Origin of the sequence: Frankia sp. KB5 (genome assembly GCF_002099325.1) — a bacterium.
In the GTDB taxonomy this organism is placed as follows: Bacteria; Actinomycetota; Actinomycetes; order Frankiales; family Frankiaceae; genus Frankia; species Frankia casuarinae.
Genome location: NZ_MRUJ01000245.1, coordinates 1 through 16,117, shown reverse-complemented (window position 1 = coordinate 16,117; position 16,117 = coordinate 1). Strand labels below are relative to the sequence as shown.

The window sequence follows — 16,117 nt, the reverse complement described above, 5'->3', positions numbered from 1 at the left end:
TCGTCGCCGTGATCGTCATTGCCGTGATCCGGCTGGTCGGAAAGGCGATGTGGTGATGCGGCGGCGTGTCGAGCTGGCCTCCGAAGAGATATCCCGGCGTCATCAGGCGCTGTTCGTGCTGGCGCTGGTGGCGTGGTGCGCGGGGATGTGCGCGCTGTCGTTGGCGGCGACGGTGGTCGTGGAGGTGCTGCACCGTCCGGGGCCTGGTCCGGTGTCGGTGACCGTCGCGGCCGGTGATGCCGGTGATGCCGGTGATGCCGGTGATGCCTGGTGAGCGTGGAGAGTCTGCCGGATTTGGACATGCTGTGGATGGGGCTGTGCTCCACGATCCGTCACGGCGCCACGGCCGCACGGCTGGGCGCGTATACCCCCGGGGTGGTGGATGCGCTGGAGCCGGGGGTGACGCCGTGGGCGGCGCGGATGCTCGCGGCTGAGGATCTGATCCGGAACGCGGCGGCGGGGCTGGATAGTCCGCAGGATCGGGCGGTGCGGCTGCTGCTCGGGCTCTCCCCCGGGACAGCGGGTTTGCGCGTCAGTGTGCGGCGGGCGCGGGCGGCGGATGCGCTGCGGATCGCACCGGCGAGCCTGCGGGGTGACCGTGAACATGCGTTGATGTGGGATCTCGCGGTGCAGGTATGCAAACTGCTCCTCCAGCGTTAGCACGAGGGGCACGGGCGGGGTACAGGCTTTCCTGTACCCCGCTTTTCCGTGTGCCGGGTGCGCTGGTTGTGCGTGCGGACTGCGTGCAAAGCGGGTGGCCGGCTGGCGCACTTTTCACGCACAACCTAGAAGATTTCGGCGCACTACCCCGGGAGACCATGAGATCAGGCCGCTGACGGGCGGCACCAGAAAATACCAATGATCAGAGGTGACGCGATGCGKGTGATTCCCGTGGACGTGACGGCGTTTTCCGTGGTAACCGCGATGGGTCCGGCTGCGCCGGTGATAGACCGAGAGTCCGGCAGCCAGCGAGGGAACGCGGATGGGCTGCCGTTGTGGACCGTGCCGGTCGCGGTCGCGATGGCGGACGGCACGGCAGAAGTGATCGCGGTCCGGATCGCGGGGGAGGCGCCGACGGTGCAGCCGGGGACGCCGGTACGGCTGACGGGCCTGGTGGGCCGCTCCTGGCAGATGCAGGGCCGTCACGGCATCTCGTACTCGGCTGCGTCGATCACCGGAGTGTCGAGCAAGAGCTAACCGGCTCGGGGGTGGCGGTGCCCTGACCGTGTGCCGCCACCCCGGCCAGTCCTGCTCGTGCGCGCAAAGGAGTAGGTGTGTCGGTGCTACGGATCCGGCCCGGCCGTCGGATGCGGAAAGATCAGTTTCGGCTGTCGTTGCGGCCGTCGGTGCCGGAACTGCTGGTCCGGTACGGCCTGCGGCATATCTGGGGATGGCGCCGTGAGGTGCTGGCGCTGCTCGTGCTGCTGATGGTGCCGCAATCGATCATCGGCCGGTTCGGTTCCTTCTGGGGACGGGGGCTGCTCCTCGGCCTGGTGCTGGTCGTGCTGGTCGTGCCGGTGCTGCGCCGGGCGGTGGTMGGCTGGCTGCTGGGTGGGCGGCTGCGGCGACGCTGGGCGGCCGCTTGCCATGCCTGCCGGGTGGAAACACCGTCTGCTGGGGGCGGTGGGCGTGTTCCCCGGATACGGCGGGCGCGGCGGGGCGCGGCGGGCTGGCATCTGCGGCTGGTCCTGTCACCAGGCCTGAGCGTGGACGATCTCCAACAGGCGGCGGGGAAGCTGACGGCCACGCTGAAGCTGCGGGAGGTGCGGATCTCTCCGGATCTGGACCGGGCGGACCGGGTCGGCCTGGTGTTGGTGCGCCGTGAGGTGCTGGGCCGGGCAGTCCGCGCGGATCTGCTGCCCGCCGGTGCGGCCGGTGAGCTGGACGCCCTACCGATCGGGGTGCGGGAGGACCGCCGGGCCTGGCTGCTGCCGCTGCGCGGGTCGCATGTGCTCATCGCCGGGGCCACCGGGGCCGGTAAAGGCTCGGTCATCTGGTCGATCATCCGGGCGCTTGCCCCGTCGATCCGCGGGGGCGTCGCGGAGGTCTGGGCGTGTGACCCGAAGGGCGGCATGGAACTCGCCTTCGGGGAACCTTTGTTCGCGCGTTTCGCCGTAACCGCGGCGACGATCGCGGATCTCCTCGAAGATGCCGTGACGGTCATGGAGCGGCGCACGGGCCGGCTACGCGGGGTGGCCCGGTCCCACACACCCACCCCGGACGATCCCCTGATCGTGATCATCATCGATGAGGTCGCGAGCCTGACGGCCTACGTATCCGATGCGGAAGTCAAGAAGCGGATCGCGGTTGCGCTGCAACTGTTGCTCTCCCAGGGCCGGGCACCGGGGGTCGTCGTCGTCGGTGCGCTGCAAGACCCCGGCAAGGATGTGTTGCCGTTCCGGGACCTGTTCCCCGTCCGGGTCGCGCTCCGGCTCACAGAACCAGTACAGATCAACATGGTGTTGGGGGAAGGTGCCCGGGATCGAGGCGCGCTTTGCGACCGCGTTCCCCGGGGCCTGCCCGGGGTCGGCTACGTCCTGGTGGACGAAGACCCGACCCCCGTCCGGGTCCGCGCCGGATGGCTCACCGACGACGACATCCGGACCATGGCCGCGCAGCACGCTCCGGTCCGTCCCACCACCCCGATGGAACCGGCGGAAGGGTGGCGACCACAACTGCCCTCGATGCCGTCCATGCCCCCTTGCGACCCCCGCGCAGCCTCCCCACCCTGCACCACCCCCACCGGTCCCCGGGACGTGGACGACCCGACGATTCCGCTGCGCGCATGGCGGCGACCCCCGCCACCCCCGGCGCTGCCCCCGGCTCCCCCGCCGGTCACCGCGGACGACGGCTCACCAGCCGCTGAACAAGCATGGGCGCGCTGGGAAGAGCAGTTTCGGCGGTCCGACTGACCATCTCACGCCGATGACCGCGGCGCGTTTCCCCTCCATCTGATTCCCGTATGTGGGTGGTGTGGCTCTGCCACACCCGAAAGGAGTCACGGAAAGTGGCGGAGTCCGTACAGGTTGCGGTAGCCGGTGGCTGTGTTTCTCCGATTCGCCTGGAGGGCCATACGGATCATGTGGATGTCACGACCGGGGAGGTGCGGCGGGCGTTCTCGGCGGCGGGTCTGYCCGGCGGGGTGGTGCATGTGCGGTGCAACAACCGGCGGGAGTCGGTCTGCCCGGCGTGTTCGGCGACGTACAAGCGGGATGCCCGGCGGATCGTGCTGTCCGGGCTGGCCGGTGGCACGAGCGTTCCCGACACGGTCAGCGGTCATCCGGCGCTGTTCGTGACGTTGACCGCGCCGAGTTTCGGGCCGGTGCACTCCCGCCGGTCCCGGGGGAAGCGGGGTGAGGCGCGGGCGTGCCGGCCTCGGCGGAGCGAATGCCCGCATGGACGGCCGGCGGGCTGYCACGCCYGGCACGGGGACGGGGATCCCACGCTCGGACAGCCGCTGTGCCCGGACTGCTTCGACTATCCGGGCGCGGTCAYSTGGAACWSKCTCGCGCCGRTGCTRTGGAAGGYCACCCGGGAYSSRAYSGAATCSGCSGTMGCGGCGGCGGCSGGKYTGACGGTGGCCGGTCTGCGCCGYSWSRTACGGATCACCTKCGTGAARGCMGYGGAAATGCAGGCCCGSGGCCTGGTCCACCTRCACGCCGTCRTCCGGRTCGACGGGCGCGGCGAGGACCCGGATGACCTCGTGGCCCCGCCCGGGTGGGCGACCACCCGTCTGGTTGCCGACTGTCTGCGGGCTGTCGTGGCAGAGGTATCGGTGACAGYGCCCGACCCGCACGATCCGGCCGGAACGCTGGCGGTGCGCTGGGGGGTGCAGGTCGATATTCGGCCGGTCGCGTTGGATGGACCCACCACCTCGGGGAAGATCGCTAACTATCTGGCGAAATACCTGACGAAGTCCGTCACGGCCGGGGGGCTGCTGGACCGGCCGGTGCGTAGCCTCGCCCATCTCGCCCGGCTCCCCCTGCACGCGCATGCGCGGCGGATGGTGGAAACCTGCTGGCAGCTTGGCACCGATGAAACGTTCGCGGCGGCACTCGACGAGGCGGCCGGACGGCTTCCGGGCCGGTTGCCGGGGTTGCTGCGTTGGTCCCACGCGTTTGGCTGGGGTGGACACTGGATCACGAAAAGCAGGAAGTACAGCACGACGTTCGGCGCGTTGCGCGGCGCGCGGCGGGTCTACGCACGGCTGATCGGCGGGGCGCTGTCCGGTCGGGGGCTGGTGGATGCGTTCGGCCGTCCGGACGGGGACCCGAACACGGTGGCCGTCGGGGTATGGCGGTATGCCGGGCGGGGCCTGCTCACCGATGGTGATATCGGTCCGGCCGGTGCGGGACCCCCTGTGTCACCTGCTGGGAGGTCAGCCCCTGGGCGGGGTGAGCCGTGAGCATCGACACGATGCTGCCGTTTGACGACTGGGACCCCGGCGGCGGCCGGCGCGAACCGGCCGGGCCGGTGGCCGTGCCGGAAGAGATGAGCACCGAAGGTGCCGATCCGCCTGTCACCCCGACCATCGGGCCAACCGCCGGGAAGGCCGTCACGCCGCGACCGGTGGGGGTGGGCGGGCGGGCCGCCGGACAGCCGTCCGCCACCCCGGGGCATAACGGACAGCGTTCGAATGGTTTTGTTCCGCCGTGTAAGGGGGTGCGGCGGGGGATACCGTCTCCAGACGAGTGGGGACGGGTCCAAGCGGCTCACGCGCCGCGCTGGTCGGCCCGGCAACGCGCGCACGCGGCGGCCATGTTCGGGCTCGTGTTCCCTCCCTCCGGTGACGGATCCGCCGGTGCTCCGTGAGGCGGACGGCCACGCTCCCRCTGGTCGGGGGACGCGCGGCCGTCCACCGGCGGGCCTATGCGGCTTCGGTAGCGGCACCCTTCCACTCAASGACGATCAAATCCGGGTCGAAGCGGCTGCCCTTGTACCGGGCCTTCTTCACCACGACCGCGTTGATGTAGTCCTCGACGATCGCACGCTGCCGCGACAACGGGTAGCTGTCCCACTCGGCGCGGATGTTCGCGGGACGCGCTTTGACCACCGCGACAGTCGAAACGTGCTTCTTCCGCTCGGCGAGCAACTCCCTTTCCTGGTCCTCGAAGTGCCGAAGTAGATCAAAGTACCGATCTGTGCTGATCTTCCGCTCCTTGTAACCGGCGTTGAGTGCGGCTATCCGCTCCTGCGTGTCGGCAAGCTCGTTTTCCTTCGGCCATGTCGTGTCAACACGGGCCGCGGCCTGGCTAAGCTCCATCTCCACCTTGGCGATAAGAGCAGCAACGACGTAGGCATCGACCTTGGCGCCATCGCGTACGATCTTGGCGCATCCAAGATTCTGCGGGTTGCACCGGTAGGCGTACCCGCGTTCTCCCGGGYGGGGCATGCCCGACATCTTCCGGGTGCACTCCCCGCACCGGGTGATCCCGCTGAGCAGATAGCGGCGGGCGTTGTGGYYGGTCCCGGGCTGCTTCCGGYGACCGATCTTCGCCACGACCTTTTCCCACTCGTCCGGCGTGATGATCGGCTCCCACTGTCCGACCACAGGATTCCCGGCCGGGTCCCGGACGATTTCGACGTGTCGGCATGTCTCTCCGGTCTGCGGATTGACCGTCGACACCATCCGGCCACGCCATCCGCACAGACGTGGGTTCCGCAAATACGGCTTGATCGTGTTCACCCGCCACGGCTTCCCCCGGGTACCGGTGATCCCACGCGCGTTGAGATCGCGCACGACCGCATCCAACGGGATGCCCTCGGCCACGTCCCGGCAGACCCGCCGCACGATCGGCGACTCCACCGGATGCAACACGGCATGATCCTCAGCCCACCCGAACGGACGCGGTCCCGAGCCCGTTGATCCCTCCGCCTGCAACTCCAGGTGCTTACGGCGCACCCGCCGTGCGGTGTCCGCCGAAGACTTGTTCGCGCACGCAACCAAGATCCGGGCGGTGAACCGGCCATTGTCCGTCAGAAGATCAAAACCGCCGGTCAGACCCACCACCGGGCGGCGGTGATGCTCCACGATCTCAATCGCGTCTTCCAGGTCCCGGGGATCACGCGCCAACCGGTCCAAGTCATAGACGACCACGCCCTGAATCACACCGGAACGCAGATCGGCCAACATCTGTTCCCATAGCGGCCGGACTACCCGCCACACCACGGTGYCGTCCGGGAGACGTACCTTCCGCTTCTTGTACGCGGACGTGTCATTCTCGTTGTAGACCTTGCCCACCGTGCCACCGACCGAAGTCACCCACGCGCGCTCGTCCGCTTCCTGGCGGCCGGTACCCTTCTCATCCCTGGCCGCGTCGTCAGAGATCCGAAGGTACAGACCCCACACCCGACCATCAAACTCGACCAACGACCGGACATCGACCCCAGCATGYGGGTAAACAGCCGGAACCGGAAGCCTACGAACAGAACCGCCATCCACGACCATCGACATAACCAAAGTATATTTCGGAAAACATCCTCGTACCGATATCCAGGAACTGCCGGATGCCGTGCTCCGCCGCCAGGACGCGGGCCATCCTGACCATGAAGTTCCGGTTGGCCCGCATGGACGTGGGTAGGTTGGGCATACTCCTGGTGAACTCCGCGGCCGCAGCCCGGTMCGCCGGGAAGTTTTCCTTGCCGCCGAGTATGTAGTCGTAGACCCGCGCCGAGTGCGGAACGTCGCTCTTCAGGTCGACGTTCGGCGGCGCCCAGTCCGGCACCACCGAGCCGTGGGTCCACCCGGCGTTGTCACCTTTGGCCACGACTCCCCCTAGCTCTGACAGCGCCCATACACAGACGCACTGATTATTTCTCCCAGACTCTCCCATGACCCCGTAATGGCGGCATCGGATGGGGTCGGGGAGTGACGTCCTCGGGGAGTGTTGCCTCCTGGGATCCTGGGCATGCCTGGCCCCCTCGGCCCGCCTTCGGCCGCCCCGGGCTCCGGGGGCGGACACCGGATGGAGATCATCGTCTCGTGAGCACCGAGCTGATCGATCTGTCGGTACCCATCGTGACCGGCATGCCCGTCTACCCGGGGGATCCCGAGGTCGACGTGTCACCGGCACTGACCACGGCCGAGTCCGGCGTCAACGTGCAGCGCCTGCACCTGGGATCACAGACGGGCACGCATGTCGACGCCCCCTTCCACATCGACGACTCGCTGCCCAGGCTTGACGAGGTTCCGCTTCAACGTTTCACCGGACCCGCGGTTCTGCTGGACGCGCGGGGCTACGGTCCACAGGCGGCGATCGGCCCGGAGGTGCTATCAGGCCCCTTTACCCGCCCGTTTCCTCACGATGTCGTCGTCCTCATCGTCACAGGATGGTCCGTCCACTGGGGCCACGACGGGTACCTACGACATCCCTATCTCGCGCCGGACACCGCGCGGGCCCTCGTCAACGCGGGTGTCCGGACGGTCGGTATCGATGCGCTCAGCGTTGATCGAACACCCGGACCGGGCCAGGATGTCAGTCTCGCGGCCCACCGGATTCTGGGTGGGGCCGGTGCCGTCATCGTAGAGAACCTGACCAGTCTCGATCGACTTCTCACCGCCCGGGCGAACGGACGGCCCATCCACATCGTCCTGTTCCCGATTCCGCTCGCCGGAGCCGACGGTGCCCCGGTCCGGGCAGTCGCAAGCGTCGGCCCCGCGGATCAGCTCCCCACCGCGTGCCGTCGCAGCAGCGGGTCGAGTTCGCCGGACGTGTCCCCCACGACGTTCCCGCCCGCCGGTGACGCATCGGCCGTCGGCCCGGCCGGCGTCGCCGTACCCGAGGGCATGATCCCGGTGGGAGCCACCAGCCCACCGTGCGTCCCCGGGGGGTTCACCTGTACCCGGCCGGGACGTGAGGTGGTCGAGCGCGTGCCCACGCGGGGCGCGGACCGGATGGCCGGCCGGGCCGAGGCCACGTCCACACCGACGACACCATCCACACCGACGACACCGGTCTCGCCGTAGCCCGTCTCGGGGTACTCGGCGAACCGGGCGAGATCGTCCTCCTCCGCGCCCTCGTCCAGGCCTGGCTGACCAGCCGCCAGAGCGCCGAGGTCGATCGTCTCGGCGCAGGCGATCGCGAGCTCCTCGTCGGTGAGCTCCTCCACCGGCTGCTGGCCAACCCGCTCCTCCAGGGAGTCCGGTCCCGGCTGACGCTGCCGGTAGGCGAAGGAGGACCCGATCGGGGGCCGTCGGCGCCGGGCGGCCCGCTCGGCCTCGATCCGCCGGTCCATCGCCGCACGCGCGGTGGCCAGCCGCCGCTCAGTCTGCGCCGACCGGCGAAGATGAACGAGGTACGCGCCGAGTACGGCATCAACGAGGAACTGCCCGGCGATCCACAGCCCGCCGAGGACGGCGGCCAGCACGATGCTCACCGCAAGCAGGACGAGCAGGACGAGCAGGCGCTGCCGACGCACCCGCATCAGGGCGGCACGCTCGGCGTCCGCCCGACGCTCGGGACCGCGCGCAGGAACATCCACCCGCGGATCGTCGGGGTGCGCACCCGACCACCGTGGGCGGCCGGGGCACCCGTCCTCCGAGCCCCCGCCCTCCGGATCCTCGCCAGCAGACCCGCCACCGGATAGCAACGCGCCACCGGTCGAAGCGTCCTCGACGATCGGCGTGCCGGCCGCGATGGGCATCCCGGGGACGACCGGCTGCCCGCCGGGGGCTCCGGCCTCCCGGGACGGCTCGGCGGACACCGAATCCCCGAGCTCCGCGAGGTCGACCGGTCCATCGAAGAATTCCGCGTGCGACATTCCCGTTCCTCCCACGGTGAAGACGCCGCCATGATCGCCGCCGAAACGATCGACGACGGCACCGCCCCGGCYGGGCGGCCGTCGGGAGAGCACCCGCATCGCAACCGTGAAACGCTCGGTGGACCGCTGCTGCGCCGTCGTGTCGTGACGGCGCAGCCACATCGGGATCAGCACGAACCCCCAGACCGCGACGATCGCCACCCAGATCAACGCGCTCATCGGATCACACCTGCACGACCCTGGTCGCTCCCATCATCGACCACCATGATCCCGCCCGCCCCCATACTCCCACCCGCTCCTGTGGTTACGTTGTCAATCTCGCGGGATCTGTGGTCTCCGTGGTGTTCGCCGTTATCGGGGGGAGGGAACGCCGCGGGAAACGCGTCCCACCCACCACCCACTGGATGCGCACCATCCGCGGCGAGCGCGGCGRGTGCGGGCGCTCTGACCATGAGGAGCCTCTTCTCGACACCAACGATTGCGATTTCGTAGTCGACGCTAGTGAGCGAAATCCACGTGGTCACCGACCCGGAGCCCGCGTGTCGCATCCGCAACCGGATGGGCGATGGTGGATGTGTGGTCGTCAAAACGCACCGTGGCACCCCACCAGAACCGCGCATGGCCTATGGAAGCCCTCGTAGAGARCATCGGCATCCGGTCAGGACCTTCACTTTGTCACCGGATTGAGATCCGGAACGACGGGCGGTGACTAGAAGGGACTACATCCGGTAACCGACACCGTCCCGGTGGCGGAGTGGAACGTGTCACGCAAGCCATGGATCCAGGCATCGTTCTCAGGCGCGGCGGCACCGTCGGGCACGGCACCGTCCGGGCACGGCACCGTCGGGCGGCGCGGCGGCCGCTCAGGGCCGGYTGTACCGGGTCTCCCGCCAGCGGTGCACCAGGCCCTCGGGGACGTCCTCGGTCGTCAGCGCGAATCCGATGTGGTCGTGGTAGCGGCCGTCGATGGCAAGGAAGTGYCGGTGCAGCCCCTCCTCGCGGAAACCGAGCTTCGCGAGCACCCGCCGGCTCGCGGCGTTCTCCGGGCGCACATTCGCTTCCACCCGGTGCAGCCCGACCGGCCCGAAACAGTGGTCGACGACGAGCGCGAGCGCGGTCGGCGTGATGCCTCGACCGGCGTACTCGCTGTCGATCCAATAGCCGACCTGAGCGCTGTTGAACGCCCCGCGCACGATTGTGGACACGGTCACCTGACCGACGAGCCGCCCCTCGAAGGTGATCGCGAACGGCAACGTGGCGCCGAGCCGGGCCTGCTGGCGCAGGCGGTGCCACATCTGACGGTAGATCGAGAGGGTCTGGCGCTGCGCCCAGGTCTCGCGGACCATCATCACTCCGGGTGGGGTCGCCTCCCACGGCGCCAGCCAGTCGGCGTTGCGYAGCCGCACCTCGACCCACGTGGAGGCGTCACGCAGACGAAGCGGCCGCACCTGGACCCGTCCGTCAGTCAGGACTGCCGGCCAACCCGGAGCTCCCACCGTCGCGCCCTATCCGGCGTCAACGGCATCGACGACAGCGGCATCGACGGCAGCGGCATCGACGGCAGCGGCATCGACGGCAGCGGCATCGACGGCAGCGGCAGGGCCCGCGGACCCCGCGGCCGGGTGCCCGTGGTCGTCGGCTCCGCGCAGCTGGGCGACGGCATGACCCACCACCCCGGCCAGCACGCCCAGCCCGTCGCGTACCCCACCGGTCGAGCCGGGCAGATTCACCACCAGGGTGGCGGCGACGGTTCCGACGAGCCCACGGGAGAGCATCGCCGCCGGCACGGTCTCCCGACCCGCCGCGCGCAGCGCCTCAGCGAGTCCGGGCACGGCCCGCTCAATCACCTCGCGCGTCGCCTCGGGGGTGACGTCGCGGGGACCGAGGCCGGTGCCACCRGTGCTCACCACCAGGTCCACTCCGTCGGCGACGGCGGACCGCAGCGCCGCGACGATCTCATCCCGCCCGTCCGGGACGATCGTCGCCGCGCCCACCTCGAAACCGAGCTCGACGAGCCCGGCGACGAGCAACGGGCCCGACCGGTCGGCATAGATCCCTCGGTACGCCCGGTCGGAGACGGTGATGACCCGGGCCCGGGCACCCGCGGGAAGGTGGCGCCTGCCACTCATTCCGCGGACCCCGCGTCCGGCGGGGGGTCGGCATGCCAGTCTCCGGAGCGCCCCCCGGTCTTCGCGATCACTCGCACCCCGGTCAGCTCCGCGGCGGGATCCACCGCCTTGACCATGTCGTGCAGCGTAAGCCCGGCGACGGCGACGGCGGTCAGCGCCTCCATCTCGACGCCGGTCCGGTCCGCCGTCCGGACGGTGGCCATGATCACCACACCGTCGTCCCGTACGTCCAGCTCGACCGTGACGCCGGAGATCGCGATGGGATGGCAGAGCGGAACGAGATCGGGCGTGCGCTTGGCCCCCATGATCCCTGCGACCCGGGCGACTGCGAGGGCGTCGCCCTTCGGTAGCCCCTGCCCGCGCAGCAGCGCCACAACCTCGGGAACGACCCGCAGCATCCCGGTGGCGGTCGCGGTACGGACGGTGACGTCCTTCGCCGACACGTCGACCATGCGGGCCGCGCCGCGATCGTCGACGTGGGTGAGCCGGGCGGCGGTCACCGGGCCGCCGATCCGGCGGCCCGGGGCACGGCCGCGTTCCCCCGGCCGGCTTCGGCCCGCGGGCCGAAGCCGGCCGGGGAAGCCGGATCCGGGGAAGCCGGATCCGGGGAAGCCGGATCCGGGGAAGCCGGATCCGGGGAAGCCGGATCCGGGGCATCGACGTCCGCAGTGTCCGCAACCACCCAGGCCATGCCGGAGAGAATGGCCCCCGATGCGTCCGGGAGCAACAACGCCGGCAGCCGGCTGCCCGCCGGCACCTCGGTAACCCCCTCGGGGATGATCAGCAGCGCCTGCGCTCCCGCCAGCGAGGTGAGCTGATGTGACCCCTGCCCGCCGGCCAGATGGGCGACGGTGGCGGGTTCCAGGCGCCTACCGTCCCCGCTCCGCTCCAGCCCCACCCTCGGGAAGGACCTCTTCCCGAGGGGGGAACGCAGGTCGGATCCGACGGTCACGACAATCCGCGGGAGCCCGGTGCCGGCGAGACCGCGCATACGTTGCAGGGCCGGGCGGACGAACAGCTCGAACGAGATGAGGGCGCTGACCGGGTTCCCCGGCAACGTGAAGACGGGCACACCGTCGACCAGGCCGAAACCCTGCGGCTTGCCCGGCTGCATCGCGACCCGATCGAACCGGACAGTCCCGGTCCGCGCGAGCACCTCCTTGACGACGTCATATGCCCCGACGCTGACGCCACCGGTCGTCACCACAGCATCCACGTCGGGAAGCACCCCGTGCAGGGCTGCTGCGAAGGCGTCCGGCTCGTCGGGCACCCCGGCCAGGCGGCGTACCACCGCGCCGGCCTCCCGTGCCGCGGCGGCGATGCCATGGCTGTTCGAGTCGACGATCTGCCCGGCGCCCAGCGGTGTACCGACCTCGACAAGCTCGGTCCCGGTGGACAGCACCGCCACCCGCGGCCGGGGATGCACCGGCGGGCAGGCCACGTTGACCGCGGCGAGCAGGCTGATCTGCGCGGAGCCGATGATCGTCCCGGCGGGGAGCACCAGGGCGCCCGGGGCGACGTCCTCCCCCGTCCGGCGGATGTGCAGGCCACGGCGCGGCGCCCGCTGGACCGCAACGGTCCGGCGGCCACCGTCGGTCCACTCGAGCTGGACGACCGTATCCGCTCCCGGGGGCAGCGGGGCCCCGGTCATGATGCGTACCGCGGCGCCGGGGAGCAGCGCGGCCGGCGAACCCGGACCCGCGGGGACGTCGCCGATGACCGGTAGGGAGACGGGAGTGGCCGCCGACGCCTCGGCCACGTCGGCGGCCCGGACGGCGTACCCGTCCATGGCCGAGTTGTCGAACCCGGGAAGCGCGACCRTCGCCCGGACGTCCGCGGCGAGCACGCATCCGTGCGCCTCGTCCAGCCTGGCCTGCCGAGCGCGGGTCGGCCGCACCGTAGCCAGGATCCGCTCGAGGTGTTCATCCACCGAAGTCATGGGCGCCCGTCCAATTCTCTGCCCTTCGATGCACCACTCGTCGCACGCCGGGTCCGGCATCACCCAGGCTACGGCCGTCGAAGCCCGGACATCTCTTACCCGCAGTTACCTTCAGGTATTACCCGCAGTTACCTTCAGGTAGCTCCAGCGGTCGGGGCGGGGGGCGTCCGCTCCGGGCCTCCCGCTCCGGGCCTCCCAGTCCGAACGGCATGCCGCGACCGCCGGGCGCTGGCCGGTTCCGGGAGCGTTCCGGTCCTTGCCGGAGTCGTCACCGGAGTCGTCACCGGAGCCGTCAAGGCCTACCCGAAGAGAAGCCGGCACATCCCGGCACCCTCAGGCGATGAAGCGGATAAATTTAAGCAATATGGATAAATCAGGACAATGCTGCCTTCGGACCACCGGACGCGACATACTCCTCGATCCACGGGTACAGCTCGGGGCCAAGGTCGGCGCGCTCGCACGCGAGCCGGATGACGGCCTTCAGGTAGTCCACCCGGTCACCGGTGTCGTACCGCCGACCCGTGAAGATCACCCCGTGCACGGGCTCGGCGGCAGTGTCGGTGCCGGCGTCCCCCGCGGCACCGGCCGGTTCGACCGCCCGTAGCGCCAGGATCCGCAGGGCGTCGGTGAGCTGGATCTCCCCGCCCCGTCCCGGCTCGGTCCGCCGCAGGACGTCGAAGATCGTCGGCGAGAGGATGTACCGCCCGATGATCGCCAGATTGCTCGGGGCCTGCGCGACCGGTGGCTTCTCGACCAGGTCACGGATCCGCACGATCCCGTACCGGTCGTCGGCACTGCCGGTGCCGGCACTGGTGYCGACGGACTCCACCGTGGCGACGCCGTAGAGGGAGACCTGGTCCTCGGGCACCTCCATCAGGGCGATGACGCTGCCCCCGAAGCGGCGCTGCACGGCAAGCATCTCCTCGAGCAGCAGGTCCCGCTCGTCGATGAGATCGTCACCGAGGAGGACAGCGAACGGCTCGTTTCCCACGTGCGCCGCCGCGCAGAGCACGGCATGACCGAGCCCACGCGGCGACTGCTGGCGGACCGAGTGGACCTCGGCCAGTTCCGCCGACACCCGGACCCGACGGAGACGAAGATCGTCACCCTTCCGTTCGAGGGCCGCCTCGATGTCCGCCTCACGATCGAAATGATCCTCGATCGCCTTTTTCGTGCGGCTTGTGACAAGCAGGACATCGCGCAGGCCGGCGCGGGACGCCTCCTCGACGACGTATTCGATAGCCGGCCTGTCGACGACCGGCAGCATCTCCTTGGGGACGGCCTTCGTCGCCGGCAGGAAGCGGGTCCCCAGACCCGCGGCTGGAATGACCGCCTTCGTTACTGGCATAGCCGAAACCTTAGTCGGGTCCGTGGACACGGGCACCGTCCACGGCCCCAGCACAGGCAATGCACAGCTCACGGCGGCCGCCGGTCCCGCCCGCCGCCAGCCCGGACATGCGCCGCGGGTCCGAGAACGAGCCCGCGGCACTCCGTGCCACCCGGTCCACCACCGACAACACCCCTACCGGTAACTGACAACACCTCCACCAACAATCGACAAATCACCATCAGTAACTATGGGTGCCACAATTGGTAACCTGCGCTCCCTCCGCCCGACATCACGCCCACGTTCGCGTGCCGTATGCCGCGGCAACCCCCCGCTGGCGGCCAACCTGCGGGAGGCTGTCGGTGTGCAGTGGAATGACCGGCCTCCGGGTGATCTCGACGAAGAGCTCACCGTCGAGCTGACGATCCGTCCRCATCCCGGACCGGTGTCCGGACGCGGGAGTCGGCCAGCGGACCCGGGGCGTGCCCGCCCCCGCCACGACGGTGTCGACCGAACCCCCGGCACCGGCCCCGAGGCCGGCGGCGGCTCCGGGCAGATCGCACCCGCCCTAGTCGGCGGCGCGTCGGCGCTGGGTGAGACGAGCGAGGCAGGCGAGGCCAAGGCTCGCCTGCGGGCCCGGCTACTGGTACAGCGCCGCGCATCCGTGGCCCTGCGTCGGGGCTCGCTGTCCAGGTCGGATGCGTCCCGACTGGCCAACCGCATCCAGCGGCTGCCCGAGGTGGAGGCCGCGCGGTGCGTGGCGGCGTATGTGGGGCTGCCCGGCGAGCCGGACACCGCCGAACTGCTCGATCGACTGCTGGCTCGCGGAGTGCGGGTGCTGTTGCCCGCCCTACGCGCCGATCTCGATCTGGACTTCCGGGAGCACGTCGGAACACTGGTGCCCGGCGCGCTGGGTACCCGCGAACCACCGGCGGYGGCACCCCGTGGGGTTCTCGCCGAGGCCGACGTGGTGATCATCCCGGCGCTCGCGGTCGACCGGACGGGCCGGCGTCTGGGGCGCGGTGGGGGCTCCTATGAMCGGGTGCTGGCCCGGGTGGGCGCCGACGTTCCGGTGATCGCCGTCCTGCACGACCAAGAGGTTCTGGATGAGATCCCCATGGAGTCCCACGATCACAACGTGAAGATCATCATCACGCCGAGTCGTACGCTACGGTGCGAACCAACCGATGGCACCGGGGAACATCCCGGGCCCTCTACAAGCTAAAGTTGGCAGTCTCCACGTCAGAGTGCCAACTCCGGGAGGAGCACGTGCCTACCTACCAGTACCGCTGCACCGACTGCGGGCGTGACCTTGAGGCCGTACAGAGCTTCAGCGACGTATCACTGACGGAGTGCCCGGCCTGCGCCGGACGACTTCGTAAAGTGTTCGGTTCGGTGGGCGTGGTGTTCAAGGGCAGCGGCTTCTACAAGAACGACAGCCGGTCCAACTCCTCCGGCGGGTCCACGCAGCACCGCCCCAAGGACGTCGGCGACGCCACGGCCACGGGTGGCAGCAGCGAGGCGACATCCGGGGGGAGCACCAACAGCTCCGTCAGCTCGGACTCGTCGTCCTCGACCTCGTCGGGCGGCACCGCCACGGCCTCCTCGACGACGTCGACTCCGGCCTCCAGCACCGCGGCGGCCTGACCAGCCGCTGGATCCGCCCAAGGCGTCCGGGCATCTCGGCCTGGACGCCTTTRGCATGCCCGGACACCGAGCACCCAGCTCCTCCCCGCCGCGGCTCACCCACCGGCCCCCGGATGCGGTAACCGGGAGATGCCGGCGAGGGTTTCCAGATCTTGCGTCACACCATGACCTTGGAAGCCATCTCTTCAGGCCCGGCTACGGCCAGCCCGGAGTTCGGACTTACTCATCTAACGGAAGCCCTTCCGCCCCACTGGCGGCGTTTTTCGGCCACCCTGAACCGGCCGCGCCACCGGGGTGGCCCGGACAGGGTGACCC

The 16,117-nt window shown here is 70.0% G+C and carries 15 protein-coding genes and 2 pseudogenes; 8 read left to right on the top strand and 9 right to left on the bottom strand.

Going from position 1 to position 16,117, the window contains the following annotated elements; genetic code table 11:
• From KBI5_RS20725 to KBI5_RS20705, 5 genes are all read left to right on the top strand, one after another.
• On the top strand, positions 1–274 hold a 274-nt coding region (locus tag KBI5_RS20725; protein WP_206745269.1), incomplete at its 5' end, for a hypothetical protein.
• Positions 271–660, top strand: a complete 390-nt coding sequence (locus KBI5_RS20720; protein ID WP_133057092.1) for a hypothetical protein — start codon at positions 271–273, stop codon at positions 658–660. The genes KBI5_RS20725 and KBI5_RS20720, both read left to right, overlap by 4 nt.
• Positions 661–876: 216 nt before the next feature.
• Positions 877–1,197 (top strand): hypothetical protein, encoded by a 321-nt coding sequence (locus KBI5_RS20715; protein ID WP_085016187.1) that lies wholly within the window; start codon positions 877–879, stop codon positions 1,195–1,197.
• Between the two features lie 77 nt (positions 1,198–1,274).
• Positions 1,275–2,912 carry an FtsK/SpoIIIE domain-containing protein gene (locus KBI5_RS20710; RefSeq protein ID WP_116289975.1) on the top strand — a complete coding sequence of 546 codons (1,638 nt, stop codon included), beginning with the start codon at positions 1,275–1,277 and terminating at the stop codon, positions 2,910–2,912.
• Positions 2,913–2,962: 50 nt separating this feature from the next.
• Positions 2,963–4,405 carry a replication initiator gene (locus KBI5_RS20705; protein WP_347272526.1) on the top strand — a complete coding sequence of 481 codons (1,443 nt, stop codon included), beginning with the start codon at positions 2,963–2,965 and terminating at the stop codon, positions 4,403–4,405.
• A gap of 462 nt (positions 4,406–4,867) precedes the next feature.
• On the opposite strand, the gene KBI5_RS20695 is transcribed toward KBI5_RS20705, so the two are convergent.
• Entirely contained in the window at positions 4,868–6,448 is a 1,581-nt protein-coding gene (locus tag KBI5_RS20695) for a recombinase family protein (RefSeq protein ID WP_241883052.1), read from the bottom strand.
• Entirely contained in the window at positions 6,420–6,767 is a 348-nt protein-coding gene (locus KBI5_RS20690) for an SAM-dependent methyltransferase (protein ID WP_347272525.1), read from the bottom strand. Before KBI5_RS20690 ends, KBI5_RS20695 begins: the two co-directional genes overlap by 29 nt.
• Positions 6,768–6,982: 215 nt before the next feature.
• Between KBI5_RS20690 and KBI5_RS28110 the strand changes: the two are divergent.
• Positions 6,983–7,654, top strand: a pseudogene (locus tag KBI5_RS28110) (cyclase family protein); the annotation flags it as partial.
• A gap of 8 nt (positions 7,655–7,662) precedes the next feature.
• Here the strand turns inward: KBI5_RS28110 and glpR are convergent.
• From glpR to KBI5_RS20660, 6 genes are all read right to left on the bottom strand, one after another.
• Complete coding sequence (gene glpR / locus KBI5_RS28105) at positions 7,663–8,979, bottom strand: gephyrin-like molybdotransferase receptor GlpR (protein ID WP_241883051.1); 1,317 nt, start codon at positions 8,977–8,979, stop codon at positions 7,663–7,665.
• Between the two features lie 644 nt (positions 8,980–9,623).
• Positions 9,624–10,256 carry a GNAT family protein gene (locus KBI5_RS20680; protein ID WP_085016184.1) on the bottom strand — a complete coding sequence of 211 codons (633 nt, stop codon included), beginning with the start codon at positions 10,254–10,256 and terminating at the stop codon, positions 9,624–9,626.
• Between the two features lie 9 nt (positions 10,257–10,265).
• Positions 10,266–10,889 (bottom strand): MogA/MoaB family molybdenum cofactor biosynthesis protein, encoded by a 624-nt coding sequence (locus tag KBI5_RS20675; RefSeq protein WP_085016183.1) that lies wholly within the window; start codon positions 10,887–10,889, stop codon positions 10,266–10,268.
• On the bottom strand, positions 10,886–11,341 hold the full coding sequence (gene moaC, locus KBI5_RS20670; protein WP_165758314.1) for a cyclic pyranopterin monophosphate synthase MoaC: 456 nt from the start codon (positions 11,339–11,341) through the stop codon (positions 10,886–10,888). The genes KBI5_RS20675 and moaC overlap by 4 nt, the downstream gene beginning before the upstream one ends.
• Positions 11,342–11,385: 44 nt before the next feature.
• On the bottom strand, positions 11,386–12,828 hold the full coding sequence (gene glp / locus KBI5_RS20665) for a gephyrin-like molybdotransferase Glp (protein WP_241883050.1): 1,443 nt from the start codon (positions 12,826–12,828) through the stop codon (positions 11,386–11,388).
• Positions 12,829–13,201: 373 nt separating this feature from the next.
• Positions 13,202–14,176, bottom strand: coding sequence for a UTP--glucose-1-phosphate uridylyltransferase (locus tag KBI5_RS20660; protein ID WP_085016181.1), 975 nt, complete (start codon positions 14,174–14,176; stop codon positions 13,202–13,204).
• 343 nt (positions 14,177–14,519) lie between these two features.
• On the opposite strand from KBI5_RS20660, the gene KBI5_RS20655 reads away from it, so the two are divergent.
• Both KBI5_RS20655 and KBI5_RS28870 read left to right on the top strand, forming a co-directional pair.
• On the top strand, positions 14,520–15,380 hold the full coding sequence (locus tag KBI5_RS20655; protein ID WP_241883049.1) for a 5-formyltetrahydrofolate cyclo-ligase: 861 nt from the start codon (positions 14,520–14,522) through the stop codon (positions 15,378–15,380).
• Positions 15,329–15,565: pseudogene (locus KBI5_RS28870) on the top strand (FmdB family zinc ribbon protein); the annotation flags it as partial. The gene KBI5_RS20655 and the pseudogene KBI5_RS28870, both read left to right, overlap by 52 nt.
• A 14-nt stretch (positions 15,566–15,579) precedes the next feature.
• On the opposite strand, the gene KBI5_RS28095 reads toward KBI5_RS28870, so the two are convergent.
• Complete coding sequence (locus KBI5_RS28095) at positions 15,580–15,789, bottom strand: hypothetical protein (RefSeq protein ID WP_023840987.1); 210 nt, start codon at positions 15,787–15,789, stop codon at positions 15,580–15,582.
• Positions 15,790–16,117: the final 328 nt, after the last annotated feature.